17 protein-coding genes are annotated in these 20,295 nt (G+C 70.4%); 10 read left to right on the plus strand and 7 right to left on the minus strand.

Annotated features, from left to right (window positions below; all coding sequences use genetic code 11):
- The first annotated feature begins 205 nt into the window (after positions 1-205).
- The 5 genes from ABT057_RS13240 to ABT057_RS13260 all read left to right on the plus strand — a co-directional run bounded on the left by ABT057_RS13240 (position 206) and on the right by ABT057_RS13260 (position 5,173).
- Entirely contained in the window at positions 206-589 is a 384-nt protein-coding gene (locus ABT057_RS13240; RefSeq protein ID WP_352342877.1) for a DUF2255 family protein, read from the plus strand.
- Between the two features lie 19 nt (positions 590-608).
- Positions 609-749 (plus strand): hypothetical protein, encoded by a 141-nt coding sequence (locus tag ABT057_RS13245; RefSeq protein WP_352342878.1) that lies wholly within the window; start codon positions 609-611, stop codon positions 747-749.
- Entirely contained in the window at positions 746-2,338 is a 1,593-nt protein-coding gene (locus ABT057_RS13250) for a Na+/H+ antiporter (protein WP_352342879.1), read from the plus strand. The genes ABT057_RS13245 and ABT057_RS13250 overlap by 4 nt, the downstream gene beginning before the upstream one ends.
- A gap of 20 nt (positions 2,339-2,358) precedes the next feature.
- Positions 2,359-2,742: a nuclear transport factor 2 family protein gene (locus tag ABT057_RS13255; protein WP_352342881.1), complete on the plus strand. Its 384-nt coding sequence runs from the start codon at positions 2,359-2,361 to the stop codon at positions 2,740-2,742.
- Positions 2,743-3,016: 274 nt separating this feature from the next.
- Positions 3,017-5,173 carry an alpha-galactosidase gene (locus ABT057_RS13260; RefSeq protein ID WP_352342883.1) on the plus strand — a complete coding sequence of 719 codons (2,157 nt, stop codon included), beginning with the start codon at positions 3,017-3,019 and terminating at the stop codon, positions 5,171-5,173.
- A 201-nt stretch (positions 5,174-5,374) separates the two neighbouring features.
- On the opposite strand, the gene ABT057_RS13265 is transcribed toward ABT057_RS13260, so the two are convergent.
- The 6 genes from ABT057_RS13265 to ABT057_RS13290 all read right to left on the minus strand — a co-directional run bounded on the left by ABT057_RS13265 (position 5,375) and on the right by ABT057_RS13290 (position 14,291).
- Complete coding sequence (locus ABT057_RS13265) at positions 5,375-7,180, minus strand: RICIN domain-containing protein (RefSeq protein WP_352342884.1); 1,806 nt, start codon at positions 7,178-7,180, stop codon at positions 5,375-5,377.
- A 58-nt stretch (positions 7,181-7,238) separates the two neighbouring features.
- Positions 7,239-9,392 (minus strand): beta-galactosidase, encoded by a 2,154-nt coding sequence (locus ABT057_RS13270; RefSeq protein ID WP_352342885.1) that lies wholly within the window; start codon positions 9,390-9,392, stop codon positions 7,239-7,241.
- A gap of 47 nt (positions 9,393-9,439) precedes the next feature.
- Positions 9,440-10,372 (minus strand): carbohydrate ABC transporter permease, encoded by a 933-nt coding sequence (locus ABT057_RS13275; protein ID WP_502973882.1) that lies wholly within the window; start codon positions 10,370-10,372, stop codon positions 9,440-9,442.
- Positions 10,369-11,310, minus strand: coding sequence for a carbohydrate ABC transporter permease (locus tag ABT057_RS13280; RefSeq protein ID WP_502973883.1), 942 nt, complete (start codon positions 11,308-11,310; stop codon positions 10,369-10,371). Before ABT057_RS13280 ends, ABT057_RS13275 begins: the two co-directional genes overlap by 4 nt.
- A 74-nt stretch (positions 11,311-11,384) precedes the next feature.
- Positions 11,385-12,779, minus strand: a complete 1,395-nt coding sequence (locus ABT057_RS13285) for an ABC transporter substrate-binding protein (RefSeq protein WP_352342886.1) — start codon at positions 12,777-12,779, stop codon at positions 11,385-11,387.
- 369 nt (positions 12,780-13,148) lie between these two features.
- Entirely contained in the window at positions 13,149-14,291 is a 1,143-nt protein-coding gene (locus ABT057_RS13290; protein WP_352342888.1) for a LacI family DNA-binding transcriptional regulator, read from the minus strand.
- A 236-nt stretch (positions 14,292-14,527) separates the two neighbouring features.
- Here ABT057_RS13290 and ABT057_RS13295 point away from each other — a divergent pair, with 236 nt between their 5' ends.
- The 5 genes from ABT057_RS13295 (at position 14,528) to ABT057_RS13315 (ending at position 18,945) form a co-directional block, all read left to right on the plus strand.
- Positions 14,528-14,662: a hypothetical protein gene (locus tag ABT057_RS13295; protein ID WP_352342889.1), complete on the plus strand. Its 135-nt coding sequence runs from the start codon at positions 14,528-14,530 to the stop codon at positions 14,660-14,662.
- A gap of 75 nt (positions 14,663-14,737) precedes the next feature.
- Positions 14,738-16,621, plus strand: coding sequence for an ABC transporter ATP-binding protein (locus ABT057_RS13300; protein WP_352342890.1), 1,884 nt, complete (start codon positions 14,738-14,740; stop codon positions 16,619-16,621).
- Positions 16,618-17,658 (plus strand): serine/threonine-protein kinase, encoded by a 1,041-nt coding sequence (locus tag ABT057_RS13305; protein WP_352342891.1) that lies wholly within the window; start codon positions 16,618-16,620, stop codon positions 17,656-17,658. Before ABT057_RS13300 ends, ABT057_RS13305 begins: the two co-directional genes overlap by 4 nt.
- A 34-nt stretch (positions 17,659-17,692) precedes the next feature.
- Positions 17,693-18,244 carry an RNA polymerase sigma factor gene (locus tag ABT057_RS13310; protein ID WP_352342893.1) on the plus strand — a complete coding sequence of 184 codons (552 nt, stop codon included), beginning with the start codon at positions 17,693-17,695 and terminating at the stop codon, positions 18,242-18,244.
- Entirely contained in the window at positions 18,241-18,945 is a 705-nt protein-coding gene (locus ABT057_RS13315; RefSeq protein ID WP_352342894.1) for a hypothetical protein, read from the plus strand. Before ABT057_RS13310 ends, ABT057_RS13315 begins: the two co-directional genes overlap by 4 nt.
- Positions 18,946-19,038: 93 nt before the next feature.
- Here the strand turns inward: ABT057_RS13315 and ABT057_RS13320 are convergent, their stop codons facing one another.
- Positions 19,039-20,292, minus strand: coding sequence for an NAD(P)/FAD-dependent oxidoreductase (locus ABT057_RS13320; protein WP_352342895.1), 1,254 nt, complete (start codon positions 20,290-20,292; stop codon positions 19,039-19,041).
- Positions 20,293-20,295: the final 3 nt, after the last annotated feature.

The raw sequence follows: 20,295 nt of genomic DNA on the forward strand, positions 1-20,295 counted from the left end.
CAGAACCACCACGCCAGTGGCATGCACCCGCCTGCGGATCATGGTCATCGCCTCCGGGACTGGTCCCCGTGGCCGCGGACCGCGGCCGCCGGTCTGCCGTGACACGAGAACACTCACCGGGTCCGATGCCCGCGAGATCCTCTCGCACCCACAGGAGTTCCCCCGCCCCGCGGAAACAGGCCCACGAGAACCGAGGAGAGAGCGGATGACCACCCCTGCTCCCTGGACCGACGACGAACTCGACCGGATCGGGTCGGCCGAGGAACTGGAGGTCGCCTCCCGGCGCCGGGACGGAGAGCTGGGCGGCCGGCGCACCATCTGGGTCGTCCGCGTCGGCGACGACATCTTCGTGCGCTCCGTGAACGGCCCCACCTCCGCCTGGTTCCGTGGCACCCGAGCCCGGCACGAGGGCCGTGTCGAGGCCGGCGGCGTCGAGAAGGACGTGGCGTTCGAGGACGCCGACGGCGAGATCAACGATGCGGTCGACGCCGCCTACCGCACCAAGTACGGCCGCTATTCGGCCAACACCATCCAGCGCATCACGAGCTCCACCGCGGGTTCGACGACCATGCGGCTTCTGCCGCGCTGACCGCCGCGGGAGAAGGACGATGTACACCGTCAACGCCCACGCCGACACAGCACCCGGCGATCCCCCCGCCCGCACCACGGGCGACTGCCGCGATCGCGGTCACCACGAGGTCGCGCCGTCGGGCATCCGCCTCCTGACCCGGCCGGGAGCCATGCCGTGATCGGCCTCGAACTCGTCGTGGTCCTGGGCGTGGCGGTGCTGCTGGGCAATGCCGCCGGTGACCGCTACCGGATCGCCCCACCCGTCGTGCTGCTGGTATTCGGCGCACTGCTCGGCCTCGTGCCCGCGCTGCGCGCGGTGGAGCTGCCGCCGGAGGCGGTGCTGCTCATCTTTCTGCCGGTGCTGCTGTACTGGGAGAGCCTGACCACGTCCCTGCGGGAGATCCGGCGGGATCTGCGCGGCATCATCCTGATGAGCACCGTGCTGGTCATCGGCACCGCCGGAGCCGTGGCGGCCGTGGCACACGGCCTGGGCCTGGCCTGGGGACCGGCATGGGTGCTGGGCGCGGCCGTGGCCCCCACCGACGCGACCGCCGTCGGCGTCCTCGCCAAGGCACTGCCCCGCCGCAACGTCACCCTGCTGCGCGCCGAAAGCCTCATCAACGACGGCACCGCGCTGGTGCTCTTCGGACTGGCCGTCGGCATCACGGTCGGCGAGGAGCACTTCACCCTCCCGCACGTCACCGCGCTGTTCGCCGTCTCCTACGTCGGTGGGGCCGCGGCCGGAGCGTTGACCGCATGGCTGGTGATCAGGGCGCGGCGGGTCTTCGACGACCCGCTGCTGGGCAACGTGGCGATGATCCTCATGCCCTTCACCGCCTATCTCCTCGCCGAACTGATCCACGCATCCGGCGTCCTCGCGGCCGTCGTCGCCGGGCTGATCATGAGCCAGGCCGGACCGCGCGTGGCTGCGGCCGCGATGCGCCGCCAGGCGGAGGAGACCTGGTCGCTGGCCACCTTCGTGCTCAACAGCTCGTTGTTCGTACTCGTCGGCCTGCAGGCCCAGGCCGCCCTACGCGAACTGCACGGCAGTGACCTCGCCAACGCCCTCATCGCCGTCGCGGCCGTCTCCGCCGTGGTCGTCGCCGCGCGCTTCGCCTTCAATTTCACCGTCCCGTACCTGATCCGTCTGCTGGACCGCCGTCCGCAGCAGCGCCTGCGCCGGATGAACTACCGCGCCCGGGTGGTCACGTCCATCGCCGGCTTCCGGGGAGCGGTCTCGCTGGCCGTGGCCCTGTCGGTGCCGACGGCGCTCGACTCCGGCGCGCCCTTCCCCGACCGCGACACGATCGTCTTCGTCACCTCCGGAGTCATCGTCACCACCCTGGTCGTGCAGGGACTGCTGCTGCCGGCCGTGGTGCGCTGGGCCCGGCTGCCCCGTGACACGTCGGTGGAGGAGGAACGCCTTCTCGCGGAGACGACCGCGACCGAGGAGGCCCTCAAGGCCCTTCCCACGCTCGTCGACGACCTGGAAACGGACCCGGCGGTCGCCGAACGCATGCGCCAGGAGTACGAGTCCCACCTGCTCGTCGTCCGCGCGGGCGGCGGTGAGACCGCCACCGACGACGAAGTCGTCCTGCGCCACCACCGGCACTACACCGCCCTGCGCCTGGCCCTCCTCGCGCACAAACGCGCCACGTTGGTCCGCCTGCGCGACGAGCGCGAGATCGACGACACCGTGCTGCGCCACGTCCAGCGCCGGCTCGACATCGAAGAAGTACGGCTGTCCCGACGCCAAGCCGCCGAATGACCACCCGGACAGGAGAAACCATGCCCGCCTCCCCGGACGGGAACGCCCGCGAAGAAGTCCTGGCCGCCTACCGCGCCCACCTGCGGGCGATGACCGACGGTGACACCGACGCCCTGGACGGCCTGCTCGACGACGGCTTCACCCTCACCCACATCACCGGGTACCGACAGCCCAAGGCCGAGTGGCTGTCCGAGATGCGAGCAGGCCGGTTCATCTACCACAGCGTGAAAGAGAAGAACGTCACCGTCGAGGTGGAGGGCGACACGGCCCGTCTCGTCGGCCGCATCGTCACCGAGGCAACGGTCTACGGCACCCACGCCGACTGGCCGCTGCAGTTCACCATGGACTACGCCCGAGACGGCGAAACGTGGACCGCGCTGCGGTCGGTGGCAACGACCTGGTGACACATACGCGGCAGGTCCGGTCGGTTTCTCACCGGAAGCTCCTCGGCCACCCCGAGGGCGAGTTCCCGGTCAAGATGGTCCGGCAGTGTTGTGTGACCGGTCACAGGCGTGGGAAGATTGTGAGCGGTCACAACATCGTCAAGAGACCCGCAGCTGGAGACTTGCCTTTCAAGTACATCCGTCGACGCGGCACATCCTCTCCGGCAGAACGCGAATTCCCAGCTCGGCACCCACGACGGACACCAGTTCCGAACCATCCCGGAAGGGGAACCGTGTGGCCGCTGACGCCGGAACCGCCGCGAGCACCCGTATCTGGTCGCATCCGGACCTCGGGCTGCATGCCCTCGTGGACGCCACCGGCTCGGTCAGGCTGGGCAGGCCCGACCAGGACTGGGCCGCTCTGGTCCCCCTCGTCGAGGCCACCGCCACCGGCCACGGGCGCATGTGGTCCGGGGAACGCTTCATCGAGACGGCCATCGGCGACCGCCTGACCTACCGTGCCCACCAGACGGTCCAGGACGCAGTCCGCGAGCGTACGACGATCCGGCTGGCGGACCCGGCGACCGGCCTGGCCGCCGAGGTCGCCCTGGAGGCGAGTTCGGGCGCCGGTTTCCTGCGCGCGCAGGTACGTCTGGTCAACGAGGGCAGCGCACCGCTCCGGCTGGAGAGTGTGACCACCCTGACCTTGGGCGGCATCGCCGATGCCGAGGGCGGCCTCGACGGCCTGACCCTGCACTGGGCGGACAACGACTGGCTCGCCGAATGCCGCTGGCGCCAGGCCGCGTTCCGGGACCAGATCGTTTCCCTGAGCAGGTCTGCCCATGGGCACGAGGGGCGCGGCTGCTTCGAGCGCTGTTCACAGGGCAGCTGGTCCACCGGCCGCCACCTCCCCGTCGCCGGCCTGACCGACCGGGAAGGCCGCACCTGGCTGTGGCAGATAGAGTCCAGCGCGGGCTGGCGCTTCGAGACCGGCGAACGCGAGGGCGCGGCCTACGTCGCCCTGTTCGGCCCCGATGACGCCCACCACCAGTGGCACCACACCCTCGCGCCCGGAGAGGGGTTCACCACCGTTCCCGCCGTCCTCGTCCGGACCGAGGCGGGCGGCCTTGACGCCGCCTTCGGTGAACTCACCGACTACCGCCGTGGCATCCGCCGCGCCCACCCCGACCACCGCACGCTCCCGGTGATCTACAACGACTACATGAACACCCTGATGGGTGACCCCACCACGGAAAAGCTCATGCCCCTCATCGAGGCGGCAGGGGCGGTCGGCGCCGAGGTCTTCGTCATCGACGCGGGCTGGTACGACGACGACGCCCAGGGCTGGTGGGACGCCGTCGGCGCGTGGGAACCCGCCCCCAACCGCTTCCCCGGGGGCCTCCAGGAGGTCCTGGACGCCATCAGACGGCACGGCATGACCCCGGGACTCTGGCTGGAACCCGAAGTCGTCGGTGTACGCAGTCCGCTGGCCCAAACCCTGCCGCCCGAGGCGTTCTTCCGGCGCGGCGGCCTGCGCGTCACCGAACACGGACGGCACCACCTGGACCTGCGCCACCCGTCTGCCCGCACTCATCTCGACTCCGTCGTGGACCGGCTGGTCGGCGATTGGGGCGTCGGCTACCTGAAACTCGACTACAACATCAACGTCGGCCCGGGTACGGAGAACGGCTTCGAAAGCGCGGGCGCCGGCCTGCTCGGGCACCATCGTGCCCACCTCGACTGGATGAACTCCCTCCTCGACCGCCACCCCGGCCTCGTCCTGGAGAACTGCGGCTCGGGCGGCCTGCGCATGGACTACGCGCAGCTGACGGTGGCGCAACTGCAGTCCACCAGCGACCAGCAGGATCCCCTGCGCTATCCGCCCATCGCCGCCGCGGCCGCCACCGCCGCCACCCCCGAGCAGGCCGCCGTCTGGGCCTACCCCCAGCCCGACCACACCCCCGACGAGATCGCCTTCACCCTCACCGGTGCGCTGCTCGGCCGCATCCACCTTTCGGGCTTCCTCAACCTCATGAGCGAGGAACAGTTCGGACTCGTCGGCTCGGCGATCTCCGTCTACAAGGACATCCGGCGGGAGATCAGCGGTGCGCTCCCGTTCTGGCCGTTGGGTCTTCCCGCGTGGGAGGACGAGTGGATCGCCCACGGCCTGCGAGGTCAGGAGACCACGTTTGTCACGGTGTGGCGGCGGGTGCCCGGCGCGGGTGGAGACGGGACCGTCCCGAGCCGTCACGGGCAGAACGAGCCCGTCGACGACCACTGCACACTCAGCGTCCCGCACCTGCGTGGCACTCACGTTCATCCCGTGGTGCTGCATCCCGCAACCGCCGATGCCGCTCCGGAGTGGCACGCAGCCGACGGCAGACTCACGGTCTCCCTGCCCCGTGCCAACACCGCCGTTCTCCTCCGGCTGAGTTCGGCCTCGTCGCAATGACGTCCTTCCCGGGCAACCCCGTTGCCAGATGTCCGGATCAACCGCGCCGCCCTACGCCTGCGGCAGGAGAGGGCGTCGACGCCGATGGTGGAGGCGCGCAGATGTGGATTCGCGCCGCTCTGACAGCCGCGCCCCGCCCCTCCGGGCCCGGTCGAAGGAGACCAGGCCCGGATCTGTGGCCCTTGCGTCGCCTGCGTTGGTCTACTGGACGAGTTCCCAGTCCTGCGAGCCGTCCGTGAGGGCGGTCTGCAGGGTCAGCTGCGCCCCGGCGGACGCGCCGGTCAGGTACAGGCTCGTGTTCTTGACGGACTGGAGCTTGTAGAACCCGTCGCTGGTCTTGACGAGGTTCCAGCTGCCGGTGGCGCTGTTGTCGACCCACTGGCCGATCTTCTGACCGGCCGTGGCGTTGCCGGTCCAGATGGCCGCCGCGCGGCCGCCCGACTTGTTCAGCAGGCTCACGCCGCCGTTCGGCTCGGTCGTCACGTGCCAGTACTGGGTGTCCGCGTTCGCCGCCGACCCGGGGGCCTCGAGCCGGACGTCGGGCACGTCGGCGTTGCCGATGTTCGCGTCGTTGGTCTTGTTCCCGGTGCCGATCACCTGGTCGGTCTTGCGGTTCACCAGCTGGTAGTAGGCGCCGTCGGTGTGGCCGAGGTCGACCTCGGCGAACTTGAGCGTGGATGTGCCCTGGTTGTTGAGGATCGAGATGCGGCCGGTGGCCGCGACGTACTGCAGGTTGCGGCTGTATCCGGCAGCCGAGGTCGTCTGGTACTCCTTCCACGTGCCGTCGCTGCGTCCGCTGTCGTTGACCCAGACGTTGCCGCTGCCGGCCGCGTTGTAGACGAGGCGGCCACCGGGCAGCCTGATGAGAACGGGACTGCCGTTTGTCGCCAGGGCGTGGGAGCCGGCGTCGAGCGGCAGGGTGGTGACGCCCGTGCCGGTGGCGGAGCCGGTGTAGAACTTCAGCGGGTCGTCGGCGAGCACGTACCTGGTGTTGACGCCTCCGCCCCAGTACTCGAAGGTCAGCAGCCACTTGCCGTCCGTGGTGCGGACGACGTTCGCCATGCCCGGCCGGCCGCTGCCGATCTCGGTCTTGCCGCCGCCCATGTTCTGGGTCAGTCCGGCGACGTCGACGACGGGGGCGCTCCACTGGGCACTGGTGCCGTCCCAGGTCCTGTGGGCGAGGATCTGGCCCTGAGAGTCCGTGGCGGTGTCGTTGGCGGGGTCAAGTGTCGGGACACCGGTGGTCGCGTTGAAGCCGGTGTAGTCGTTCTCGTCGGAGTAGTAGCAGACGAGCTGGCCCTTGTAGACCATCAGGTACGGCTCCCAGACGGGATCCACCTGGTGGTTCGTGTTCGCGGCCGCGATGTTCTGGCCTACCGCGCCCGCGCTGCCGCCCTGCCAACCGCCGGTCGCGACGACGTTCTCGACCTTCCAGGTCACGCCGTCGTCGGTGCTGGAGTACAGGGCGATCGCCAGGTCCTTGCGGTCGCCGTCGTTGGTGGGCGTCCAGTTCGGATCGGCCGCCTTGTGCTCCTTGTAGTAGTAGTCGTCGCCCGACACGACGCCGGCGAGGAGGAGCGTGCCCTGCTTCAGGTTCCCGACGTCCTGAGGGAGAACATAGAGGTACGGGTTGGTCCAGTTGCTCGTGTACTTCGCGTACTGGGGGTCGCCGGACAGATACGCCGGAGCCTTGACCTCGGACAGCGCCTGCCAGGTCGTTCCGTGGTCGTCGCTCTTGTAGACCGGGAGGGTCTGCTTGTCGGCGCTGCCCGTCGCCGTCACCACCGTGGACTTCTCGAAGGATGCGACCAGGCGTCCGCCGGGCAGCTCCGCCGACTTCGGGTAGATCGCGCAGTTGCCCCGCCCCTTCAGGCACGGCTCGCTGCCGAGCTGGTAGAGGGTTCCGCCCGTCGGGTTGTACGCCTGCGCGCTGACCATGGGTATCGCCACCATGGCTGATGCCGCGGTGACGGTACCCAGTGCTCGTACCAGCCTTCTTCTCTGCATAGCCCCTCCTCGGGGGGTGACCACGGTGATGTGCGGGTTTCCGGAGCGGTCGCCTGCTTCAGAGACAGGGGGTGCCGTCCTTGCCGGTGGAGGCGAACACGCGTACGTCCCACGGGCCGAGGTCCAGCGCCGTGCCCGCGGGGACGGACGTGCTGTGCAGGGCGTCGGAGAGGTCCACGGGGGCGTGGACTCTCTTCGGCTCCCAGCTCCAGTTGTGGACGATGTGGACCCGGCGGCCGTCGGGTGCCGTGGCGGTCGTGGCGGTGACGGATTCCGGGAGGTCCCGCCACGCGCCGCGGGAGGCCGGTGCCATCCAGGCCGCCAGTGCCCTTGCGAGGCCGCGGCCGGGGACGGTGCCGACGGTGGTGACGCGGCCGGCGCTGTGGCGGCGAGTGGTGACCGCGGGCCAGCGGCCGAAGTGGGGATGGTCGTAGACGGCGAGCACGTCGGCGTCGCCGACGGTCAGGCCGTCGGCCCAGTGGGTCGCCGTCGCGTTCTCCGGAAGCTGCAGCGGGCTGTCCGGGGCGGCGCGGAGGGGTACGTCCTGGAGGAGGTTGCTGAACTCGTCGTACTGGACGCCCGCGGCCTGGACCAGCCGCCCGGGAGCAGGCTCGTGCCGGGCCCGCGCCTCGTGGTCGGCGTAGCCGGTGCGCGGGCCGAGTACCAGGTGGCCGCCCGCCTCCGCGTAGGCCGCGAACCAGTCGAGCGTCGAGTCGGCGGCCATGTACAGCCCCGGGACGACGAGGACGGGGTGGCGGTGTGCGGCCTCCTCCGGGGTCAGGCCCTCCCGTTCTCCGCGCGGGTCGTGCAGCTGGCGGGCGTGGACGATGCGCACCTGGCGGCCGGCGTCGAAGGCGCCGCGGTAGAAGGGGTCGAGGATGCGGTGGTAGGCCTCCGGGTCGGGCTCGCCGTCCGGCTTCGCGAGCGGCGGGTATTTTTTCATGAGCCACTTGCTCGGCGTCGAGTAGACCATCGTGATGTCGGCGTCCGGTTCGAGCCCGGCGACGAGGGGACCGGCAGCGTCGAACTCCGCTCCCAGGCGGGCGAGTTCGGCATAGGTGCGGCCGGGCTGTCCGGTGTGGGGCAGGATGCCGCCCCAGTAGGTCTCCGCGCCGAAGTGCAGCGTGTGCCAGTGCCAGTACTCGATCATGCGGGCGCCGCGTGCGACGAGTGCCCAGGCGGCCTGCCGCCACTGGCCGTCGTAGGCGGGGCGGTTGTCCCACGGCATGCCGATGGAGCCTGCGTTGGTCTCGGTGACGAGGAACGGCTCCTGGCGCGAGGAGAACATCCAGTCGGCGGTCTGGTACAGCGCCCAGACACCGGTGGTCTTCCAGATCTGCTCGTGGCCGTCGGGCGTGGTGTCGGGCAGTAGCAGATCGTCCTGCATGCCGTAGTACGGGTTGCCGGAGGCGATGTCGAGGCGGTCGGTCAGCTCGTCGTCCTCGACCGCCGGCCGCTTGTAGGAGATGCAGGTGGTGACGAACTGCTCGGGGCGGGCGTACTCGCGCACGATGTCGGCCTGCCAGCCGATGAACTCGGTGCACTGGTCCGCCTGGAACGCCCGCCAGGCGACGTCGTACTGCGGTTGTGCGTTGCCGTCCGGGGTCCACAGATCGGCCCAGGTGGAGAGGCGGTGCGACCAGTAGACGAGGCCCCACTCGCGGTTGAGGGTCTCGACGTCGCCGTACGTCTCGCGCAGGTGGTCCACGAAGCGCTGGAAGACGCCGTGGTTGTGGAAGAGCTCCAGGCCCGGTTCGTTGTCGACCTGGTAGCCGATGACCGCGGGGTGGTCGGCGTACCGGGCGACGACCTTGCGGATGATCCGCTCGGCGTGGAACTTGAACGCGGGGTGGGTGAAGTCGACCTCCTGGCGGGCGCCCCAGCCGATGCGCTCACCGGTTCCCCGCTCGCCGGTGATCTCCGGGTACTGGCGGGCCAGCCACGGCGGGACGGCGTAGGTCGGGGTGCCGAGGACGACGGAGATGCCGCGTTCGTGGGCGCCGTCCAGGACGGGCTGGAGCCAGTCGAGGTCGAAGCGGCCGTTCTCGGGTTCCCAGGTGGACCACACCGACTCGCCGACCCGGATGACGGTGACATGCGCGTCGGCCATCAGATCGAGGTCGGTCTTGAGTCGTTCGTCAGGCCGTTCGTAAGGCTGGTACTCGTGGTAGTACGCGGCGCCGAACAGGACGCGGGCAGGCAGAGCCGCCATGAGGTGAACCTCCGAGGAAACAGGGAGTGGTACGAGGGCTGCGTGCCCTACTGCTTGACGCCGCCGGCGGCGAGGCCGCTCTGCCAGTAGCGCTGCAGCAGGAGGAAGGCCACAACGAGGGGGAGGACCGAGATGAGGGAGCCGGTCACGACGAGCGCGAGCATGTCGCTGCCGGCGCCGGCCCCGCCGTTCTGTGCCTGCGCGGCCCAGGAGGAGAGGCCGACCGTGACGGGGTACAGATTCGGGTCATTGAGCATGATCAGAGGCAGGAAGTAGTTGTTCCAGGTCGCCACGAGCGTGAACAGCAGCACGGTGACCAGGCCCGGCGCGAGGAGCCGCAGCACGATCGTGCCGAAGATCCGCGCTTCCCCGGCGCCGTCGATGCGAGCGGCCTCAAGGATGCTGTCCGGGACGGCGTCCTGGGCGTAGACACGCATGAGATAGAGGCCGAAGGGGTTGACCAGGGAGGGCAGGATGACCGCCCAGGGGGTGTTGACCAGGCCCGCCTTGGCAAAGAGCAGATAGGTCGGGATCGCCAGCGCGGTGGCCGGGACCATGACGGCGCCGAGCACCAGGTTGAAGGCGGCCCGGTCGCCGCGGAAGCGGAACTTCGCGAATCCGTACCCGCCGGCGGCCGCGAGCAGCGCGGCCCCGACCGCGCTGACGCCCGCGTACATGACCGTGTTGAGCAGCCAGTGCACGAAGACCCCGTCGTCCTGGGCGAACGTCTCCTTGACGTTCGTCAGCAACTGCGGGGCGTGTGAGAACCACAGGCCGAAGCTGCCGAACAGGTCCTGGGTGCTCTTGGTCGAGGCGATCAGCAGCCAGAACAGGGGGAGCAGGAAGTACGCCAGGGCGGCCAGCATGGCGATCGTCAGCGGGGTGCTGTGCCGGGTCCCGCGTCGACGGCGTCCCGGGGGAGCGGCGGAGGCCGGCCGCACCGGTTCGGTGATCGTGGCCGTGGGGGTCGTGGTCGTCACGGGGTCCTCCTGCGGTTCGCGGTGAGCAGGACGGCGTAGGAGGCGATCACGATGACGAGGCCGAGGAGGAAGGACACCGTGGCCGCGTAGTTGACCTGCTGTCCGGTGAAGGCGAGCGTGTAGGCGTAGAGGTTGGCGGTGTACGAACTGCTGATCACGTCCGGGGCGATGGTCATCAGCAGTTTCGGCTCGTTGAACAACTGGAAGCTGCCGATCACCGAGAACAGCAGGGTGAGCATCAGCGCGGGGCGCAGGGCCGGCAGCTTGATCGACCAGGCGGTCCGCCAGGCTCCGGCCCCGTCCACCGCGGCCGCCTCGTACAGCTCCTCGGGAATCGTGCGCAGGGCGGCGTACAGGATGATCATGTTGTAGCCGACGAACTCCCAGGTCACGATGTTCGCCAGGCTGCCGAGCATCCAGCCGTCACCGAGGAAGTCCGGGACGGGCAGACCGAGATCGCGGCTGAGCTGGGCGAACGGGCCGAAGTCCGGCCCGTACAGATAGCCCCACATGAGCGCGGCGACCACGCTGGGGACGGCGTACGGGACGAAGATGCCCAGCCGGATGACACGGGCGAGCCGGAGCAGCCCGCTGTCGAGGGCCAGGGCGAACACCAGCGCCAGCAGCAGCATCACCGGGACCTGGATCACGAAGAACAGCGCCACGCGTCCGATGCCGTGCAGGAACTGCGGATCGCTCAGGGCCTGGGCGTAGTTGTCGAGACCGACGAACGCCGTGCCGCCGATGAGGCGTTCCTGGAACAGGCTGAGGTAGGCGGCGTAGCCGAGCGGGGCGAGGAAGAGCAGCAGGAACAGCACCATGAAGGGGGCGACGAACAGCGGTCCCGCCGCCCGTTGACGGCTCTTGCCGCGCCCGAGGCGCGTCGGCCCGTCTCGTCTCCTGCCCTTGGGGGAGGCCGCGGTTGTGGCAGTCATCATCGGGCCTTTCTGCGGGATGGGACTGTGTCAGTGGGGGAGGGGCGCCCATGCACCGCACGGGACTTGACGGGCCGTTACGGCGTCTCGACGGTGAAGCCCTGGCTCTTGGCGTACGTGGTGAGCCGCGACTGCCAGGTGCCGAGCGCGCGGACGGTGTCGGTCTTGTCGGCGAGGGACTTGCCGACGGTCTCGGTCCAGTCGGTCGCCGCCTGGTCGAGGAACGGGGGCCACTGGAAGGAGGAGTTGACCGTGGAGCTGATGTCGGCGAAGACCTGGTTGACCTTCTGGCCGCCGTAGAAGGCGGGCGCGTCCCCGGTGAACGTGGCGTCCGCGAGCAGGGACTTGGTCGCCGGGAAGAAGAACTGCTCGGTCGCGAACATCTTCGCGCTGGCCGGATCGCTGTTGAGGAACTGCGCGAACATCGCCGCCGCGACGGGGTTCTTGGTCGAGCGGATGACCGCGGTGGTCGAGCCGCCCCAGTTGCCCGAGCTGGGCTTGGCCGCGTCCCACTGCGGGAGGGGGGCGGCTCGCCACTTGCCGGTGGTGGCCTTGGCGGAGCCGGAGAGGAAGGCCGGTCCCCAGGCCGCCGTGATCCAGGTGGCGTACTTGCCCTTGTTGAACCCGGCGTACCAGCCGTCGGTGAAGTCCGGGTCGGTGCTGATGACTCCTTCCTGGGCCAGGCCGCCCCAGTACGCGCCGAGCTTCCTGGAAACGGCGTCGTCGACGGCGATGGTGATGTCGCTCTTGCCGGACAGCACGTACGGCTTGGCGCCCGCCTGCCACAGCAGGCCGTGCCAGGCGGCGACCTGGCCGGACGCGAGATTGGTCAGGTAGATGTCGGGGTCGGCCTTGTGGAGCCTGCGGGCCGCGGCGGCGAACTCGTCCCAGGTCGTGGGGACCTGGATGCCGTGCTTGTCGAAGATGTCCTTGCGGTACAGCATGCCGAGCGGGCCGGTGTCCTGGGGGATCGCCCACACTTCGCCCTTGCTGCCGCTGACCTGCTGCCAAGTCCAGTCCACGAACCGTTCCTTGAGCGCGGAGGCGCCGTACGGCCGCAGGTCGAGGAGGCTGTCCGTGATGGTGAAGGTGGGGATGGCCTGGTACTCGATCTGCACCATGTCCGGGGCGCCGCTGCCGGCTTTGAGTGCCGTTCGCAGCTTGGTGTACTGCGGAGTGCCCTGGCCGGCGTTGACGACCTTGACCTTGATGGCCGGGTACTTCGCCTCGAAGAGGGCGACCTCCTTGTCGATGTTCGGGACCCAGGTCCAGAACGTCAGCTCGGTCGGCGTCTTCATCGCCTTGTCGATGTCGGCCTGGCCGACCGGCTTGGCGGACGCGGACGTGCCGCCGGAGTCGCCGCCGCAGGCGGTGAGGGTGATGCCGAGCGAGACGGCACCCGTCGCGGTGAGGAACAGCCGACGGCTCATCGAGGAGCGGTCGGACATGGGTGTGGACGTGTTTCTGCGCATGGTGAACTCCCGCCGGTGGCGAAGATGACGGCACGCCTGACAAGGGCGTACGGAGGTGTGGTGGAGGAGAGGGAGGCGCGCACGCGCCGGCCGAGGCCCGGACACCGGCGGGGCCGGGTGCGTGCCCTCGTGGACCGGGGCCGGGAGCTTTCCGTGTGCGGGGGTGGCGGTCGCGGCCGAGGAGGAAGAAGACGAACCGGAGGCAGACGGTGTGGAAACCGGCTCAGCGCCTGCTGGGTTCAGGAACGGCGCCGCGGCGATCGTGCGGCGAGGGCGTCCGCAGGAGCGGGGCGTGACCGGAGGAAGCGGCTCGTCCTGGAGTCACGCGCCCGCCCTGGGCTCGGGGTCGTCCGGTTCGACCGGTGGGGGTCAGTGGTGGGTGGACGGGTCTCCGTTCGGGAGTGGAGGATTCTCCGCACTCCCAAGGGAACGCGGGGCGGTACGCCGGCCACGAGCCAGGGTTGTCCGGCTCGGCGGTGGCGCGGTCGAGGTGCGGATGATGAGGTCGATCGGTGGATCGCTCGGCGTTAAGGGATCGGCGTCCGGATTCTCGATGGCGTGCACCAGACGCTTGAGTCCCTCCTGCGCCACGGCGTCGAACGGCTGCCGCACCGTGGTCAGCGGAGGGGTCACATAGGCGGCGACCGGAATGTCGTCGAAGCCGACGACGCTGACGTCGTCGGGCACGCGCCGTCCGGCCTCCGTCAGCGCGCGGATCAGGCCGATCGCCATGTCGTCGTTGGCGGCGAACACCGCGGTGACGTCACCGTCTTCGGCCAGTGCGCGTCCTGCCCGGTACCCGGACGCGGCCGACCAGTCGCCCTCGACGGCCGGCGGTACGGCCCGGCCGTGGGCGGTCAGTGTCGCCCGCCATCCCTCGAGGCGGTCGCGGGCGGCGTACCACCGTTGTGGACCGGCCAGGTGATGGACCGTCCGATGGCCGAGATTCAGCAGGTGCTCGGTGGCGGTGTGGGCCATGAGGTCGGCACCGCGCCCCGCGGTCAGCACGGTGGGCGCGGTGACGGAGGAGGGCGCGCCGAGGACGAGGACCGGAACGTCGATGCGGAGGGAAGCGTCTCCTTCGGCCCCTGCTTCGTCGATCGGTTCGGAGATGACGATGCCGTCCACGCCCTGATCGAGGAGCGAGTCCACGGCACCGGCCACGCCCGCAGGGTCGCCTTCCATCGTGTTGACCACGCGCAGCGCGTAGCCCGTGTCCCGGACGACCCGTTCGACACCCATGAGCAGGGTGGCGGGGCCGTACAGGGCCGTGCCCAGTGTCACCACACCGATGGAGCGGGTGCGTCCGGAGGCCAGTGCCCGGGCGGCGTTGTTGCGTCGGTAGCCGAGCTCTTCGGCGGCTTCGAGGACGCGCCGCCGCACCTCGGCGGAGACGTACTGCTCGTCGTTGAAGACCCTCGACACCGTCTTCTGCGAGACCCCGGCCAGGCGGGCCACGTCCACGCTGCGCGGAGCCGCGGTGTTCCCGCTCCGTGCTGTTCCTCGCGTCATGGGCGTCTCCCGGTGGCCGGATGTTCGAACCAGACGATATTAGAACCGTCAGCGTCTGGCTACGCAGTCATGTCTACGCAGTCATAAGGCCGCCGTCAAGAGTTCGGAACGCATCCGTAACACCAATCGCGTCGCCCGGACGGCCGGCCCGCCCCGGAAAATCTTGCCGAATCGCCATCCCGTGAAGGAGGTCGCACGTATGTCCTAGTGAACCGAGCAAGATGAAAGGAAAGATCATGTCGCTCTTCAGCCACCTGGTGCCCGCCAAGAGGCACTCCAAAGGCAGGAAGACCACGACCACCTCGAAGGGGAGGACGTCCCACCACCGCAAGCACCGTCGCCGTACCTCCAGCACCGGCACGCACAAGTGACGTCGGTACCCCTCGGCGGCCGGTAGGCCAGTTCTCCCGGCCGTCGGGGGACGACGTCCGGTGAGCCGCGGTTCCGTGAACCTACGCCGTCACGCCGTCCGCAGCGCCGCCCCGGCCACCGGGCTGCGGCGGCTGCTCACTGTCGCGGAGCCGGAAGGCGAACAGGTCGTCGCTGCCGCGCCGGCCCTCCCGGTACGGCAGATCTTCCGGCGGTTCTGGCCCTACACACGCGGCGGGCGGAGGTGGCTGCTGCCGCTCGTGGCGTTCTGCGTCGTCGGCCCCGCCATCGACGCGGCCGAGATATGGCTGTTCAAGGTGGTGGTGGACGAGGTGCTCGTCCACCGCGATCTCAGCCCGTTCCTGCCGATCGCCCTGGCGTACGTCGGGCTCAGCCTCGCTGCGGGCATCGTGTCGTTCGCCGACGACGTGACCTCCACCTGGGTCGGTGAGCGATTCCTGCTCGCGCTGCGGGCGGATGTCTTCCGGCACGCGCAGCGCCTCTCCCTCGGCTTCTTCGAACGGCGCCGGCTCGGCGATGTGCTGGCCCGGGTCACCGGTGACGTCGACGCGGTCGAGACGTTCCTGCTCTCGGGCGTGGCCCAGGCGCTGTGGTACGTGATGCGGCTGGGCATCTTCCTGGGCATGCTCTTCTACCTGAGCTGGGACCTGACGCTGTTCGCCCTCGTCATCGTGCCGCTCTTCTGGTGCGCGGCCCGCTACTTCTCCCGGCTGGTGAAGGCCGCCTCCCGGGAGCGCCGTCGGCGCAGCGGTTCCGTCAGCGCGGTCGCCGAGGAGGTGCTGGGCAACATCGCCCTGGTACAGGCGTACAACCGCCAGGAGTGGGAGCAGGGCAGGTTCCAGCGCGAGATTCTCGGACGGTACCGCGCCACCATGGCCTCGACGAGGATCCGTGCCGTCTTCGCGCCGCTGGTCGACCTCATCGAGCTGAGTGGGGCCCTGCTGGTGATGGGCCTGGGCACCTGGCAGCTGGCCCGCGGCCGTCTCACCCTGGGCGAGCTGCTGGTCTTCCTCGCCCTGCTGGGCAAGCTCTACAGCCCGATCCGGGGGATGTCCCACCTGACCAGCACCTTCTACGGAGCTTCCGCCGCCGCGGAGCGGATCGTCGAGCTGCTCGACCAGCGTCCGCAGGTGAGCGAGGTACCCGCTCCCGTCCGGCTCGGGCGTGCTCGCGGGCAGGTGGAGTTCGACGGTGTGGGCTTCACCTATCCGGGGACCGACCGGCCCGCGTTGTGCGATGTGTCGTTGCGGGTGGAGCCCGGGCAGACTCTGGCGCTGGTCGGGGCCAGTGGCGCGGGGAAGTCCACCGTCGCCAAGCTCCTGCTGCGTTTCTACGACCCCGAGCACGGCGTCGTCCGCCTCGACGGAGCGGACCTGAGGACCCTGCGGCTCGCCGACGTCCGCGACAGTGTGGCCGTGGTGCTCCAGGAGACGCTCGTCCTGCACGCCACCGTGCGCGAGAACATCCTCTACGGCCGCCCGGACGCCAGTGAGGGGGAGGTCGTCGCGGCGGCCCGCGCCGCGGACGCGCACGGCTTCGTCACCGCTCTGCCGGAGGGCTATGACACCGTCGTGGGCCAGCGCGGCAGGCTGCTGTCCGGAGGTCAGCGCCAGCGCCTGGCGATCGCCCGGGCCATGATCCGTGACGCGCCCGTGCTGATCCTGGACGAGCCGACCACCGGCCTGGACGCCGAGTCGGGCCGACGTGTCATGGAGCCACTGCGCCGGCTGATGGCCGGACGCACCACGATCGTCATCTCCCACAACCTGCTCACCGTCCGCGACGCCACCCGGATCCTGGTGCTGGACCACGGCCGGGTCGTCGAGCAGGGAACCCACCACGACCTGCTGCTGAGGGGCAGGACCTATGCCCGGCTGCACCGGTTCCACGCCCCCGCGGACCCCGCTGCCACGGCTCCCATGATCGAGGCCTTCCCATGAGCCGCCCGAACCTGCCCTCGCCGCGCGCGGTCCCCCGGCACCGGACCGCCCCGCCGGCCCCGCCCCTGCGGCCGGGGGCGAGGCCGGTCGCCGGCTACGAGGTCCTGGCCCACCTGACCAGGACCGGATGGCTCGACGTCTACGACGCCTGGAGCTACGACCGGGACTGCCGCTGCCTGGTGAAGACGCTGCGTCCGGACCGCCGGCACGAACCTCGGCTCCGCGAACAGCTTCTGCGCGAGGGCCGCTGGCTGCAGGCGTTCAGCCACCCGCATCTGGTCCGCGGCTACGAGACCGTCGAGATGCCCGAGCCCCTCGTCGTCCTGGAGACACTGACCGGCGAGACCGTCACCCACCTCATCGGCCGTCTGCGGCACCGGCTCGCCGCCAATGACGTGGCATTCCTGGGCCTGCACCTGTGCTCTGCACTGCACTACCTGCACGGCCGGAACCTGCTGCACCTGGACGTGAAGCCCTCGAACGTGATCATCGACTGCCGGCGCGCCAAACTCCTCGACCTCAGCGTCGCCCGCTCGCCGGGGCCCGCGCCCGCCGGCATCGGCACCCCCTGCTATCTCGCCCCCGAGCAGGCGCGCGGCGCCACCCTGTCCGCCGCCGCGGATGTGTGGGGGGTGGGTATCACCCTGTACGAGGCCGCCACCGGTGACCTGCCGTTCCCCGAGGCCACCTCCACCACGATGGACGGAGAGCCGGCCGGTGACCGAGGCGCCCCGTCGGCTTCCGCGAGCCTCAGCGACACCTACGGCCGACAGCGCCGGTATCCGCAGCTGGAGGGCCGGGCCGCCCCCGTGGGCAGCCGGCGCCGGCTGCCGAGTGCGCTCGCCACCGCGATCGATGCGTGCCTGGAACCGGACCCCGCCGACCGGCCGGGGGTCGGCTCCCTCGCCGCGGCGTTCGACGCGCTGCTGCCCTCCCACCGCAAAGACGTGGAACCACCGACCCCACCGATCCCACTGGCCCCACCGGCATCCGAGCCGGCCCCCGGACAATCCCTCCGAGAGAATGCTACGTATTAGTGATATGCACCATTTGGGGCTTTCTCTGGAGCGGATGCCCGACGACGCGCTGCTGGCGGGCCTGACGACCGACGACCCCGAGTTCGCGGTGGCGTTCGTCCGCCGGTTCCAGCACAAGGTCTTCGGGGTGGCCATGACGGTCACCGGCGACGCCCAGCTCGCGGAGGACGTGGCACAGCAGACCTTCGAACAGGCCTGGCGCCACGCCCAGGTCTACGACTCACGCCGCGGATCGGTCCGCACCTGGTTGACGGCCATCGCCCACAACCTGGCGATCGACGCCATGCGCTCCCGCAGAGCCGTCCCCGTGGACCCCACCCGGATGGCACCGCTGCTGGAAGCGACCACCGACACCCCCGAACGGCTGGCAGTGGCCGACGAGGACTCGGCCGAGTTGCGGCGGGCCATCGGGGAGCTGCCGCCGGGCCAGGCCCGCGCCATCGTCATGGCCGGCGTCTACGGGATGACCGCGAAGCAGGTGGCGGACCTGGAACAGGTGCCCCTCGGCACCGCCAAGACCCGGATCAGGACGGCGCTGGCCAAGCTCCGCGAGGCCCTGACGCACAGGCAGGACACGACATCATGACCGGCGACGACGCGTTCGCGTGCCGACGACTGCGGGACATCGCCGCCGAAGTGGCACTGGGAGTACTGCCCGCCCAGGAGCGCGCCGCGGCCCTGGCCCACCTGCAACGCTGTCCCGCCTGCCGGGAGAACGTCCGGGAGCTGGCGCGCACGGCCGACGAACTGCTCCACCTGATTCCCGAACGCGAGCCGCCCCTGGGGTTCGAGACCCGCGTGCTCCAGCGCATCGGCCTGCCGCCCCGCCGCCGTCGCCGGACACTGCGCCAACGGTTCGCCCTCGGCGTCGCGACCGCCGTGGCAGCCGCGGCGCTGGCCGTGGGCGGATGGGCGATCGGCGTCACCTCCGCGGCCTCACCGCCCGGCGCCGGCCCCACCCGGCCCGATCGACTGCTCAGCGCGGACCTCACCTCCCACAGTCAGGACGTCGGACGCGTCTTCGCCTACACGGGCCGGCCGCACTGGCTGTACATGTCGGTGGACGCCGACGACCTCCCGCCACGCGCCCGGGCGGCCCTTCACGGCACAGTCACCTGCCGGATCGAACGGGCGGACGGATCCACCACCACCATCGGCACCTTCCCGCTGGTTGCCGGCTACACCCAATGGGTCACTCCCTACCCCGCCGGCTCGCCGCCCGTGACCAAGGTGCACCTGGTCGCCACCGACCGCTCGGTCGTGGCCAGCGCCACCCTCCATCCCTGAGGACGGGGCAGGTCCCGCACGAGGCGACGACCAAGCTCGACGCCTACGAGCCTCGGCTTGTCGTTCGACGTCCACGCGTCACTGGTCGGGGCGTCATGGGCGTGGACGGACCAGGGGGTGGGCTTGCGCGTCGGCAGGAGTCCCGTCCGCCATGCCCCGGGCCTCGTCCCAGCTCGTGCCCGAAGCCAGCATCCTCCGATACGGCATCAGCTGCCGGACGGCGCCGAACCCCACGGCCCCCTGCAGTACGCCGTCCCCGCCGGAGATGGCGACGAACGATCCGCCGAGGTCGCCCTGGACGACGTGCAGGTCGTCCTGGGGCCGGATCCGGCCGAATACCTGGAGACGTGAGTCCAGTTGGTCGCTCCACACATAGGGCAGGGCATCGTGCCGCTGATCCCCGCCGGTGAGGTTGGCGGCCACCACGCCGGCGGTCTCCACCGCGTTGGTGTAGTGCTCGACCCGGGTGTCCTCGCCGTACCGCGGGTTCCGCCAGCGGACGACGTCACCGACGGCGAACACGTCCTGGGCGCCGCGAGCCGCCAGGCGTTCGTCGCAGACCACACCGTCGCGCAGGTCCAGGCCCGAGCTGTCCAGCCACGAGGTCTCCGGGCGGGTCCCGAGCCCGAGGACGACGACGTCGGCCGGAAGGCGGGAACCATCGGTCAGCCGAACCCCCTCGGCCCGGTCGCGGCCCTCGATGCCAGCGACGCCCGTGTTCATGCGCAGGTCGATCCCGGCGGCTGCGTACCGGCGCGTGAACGCCTCGCCCAGCAGCGGCCCGACGCCACGCAGCAGCATCGCCGGAAGCATCTCGACGACGGTCACCGAGCATCCCCGTGCCCGGGCCGCCCACGCGGTCTCGGCCCCGATGAACCCGCCTCCGATCACGACGACCCGGGTGCCCGGCGTACACGCCGCCCGGATGTCCGTCGCATCCGCCAGGGTCCGCAGGGTGTGGACGCCCCGCAGGGTCTCCACCCCCGGCAGCGTCCGCGGCGTGGAGCCGGTGGCCACGACCAGCGCGGAGTACTCCAGGCGTCGCCCCTCGTGCAGGACGACGTGCCGGGTCCGGAGGTCCAGGTCGACGGCCCGCCCCCGTACGAGCCGCGCGTCGAGGTCCGCCAGGTCACCGGGGGAGAGCACCGGCACGGCCGACGGTTCCGTGTCGGTGAGGAACTCCTTGGACAGGGCGGGGCGGTCGACGGCGACCCCGTCGGCGGCACCGGGCTCGGCACCGACGAGGACGATCTCGCCGGCGTACTCACGAGCGCGCAACGCTCGCACGGTGTGCACTCCGGCCAGCGAGGCGCCGACCACCACGACCCGTGTGTGGGTCCCGGGCACGTC

It is taken from the genome of Streptomyces sp. NPDC002588 (genome assembly GCF_040295925.1).
Taxonomy (GTDB): Bacteria; Actinomycetota; Actinomycetes; order Streptomycetales; family Streptomycetaceae; genus Streptomyces.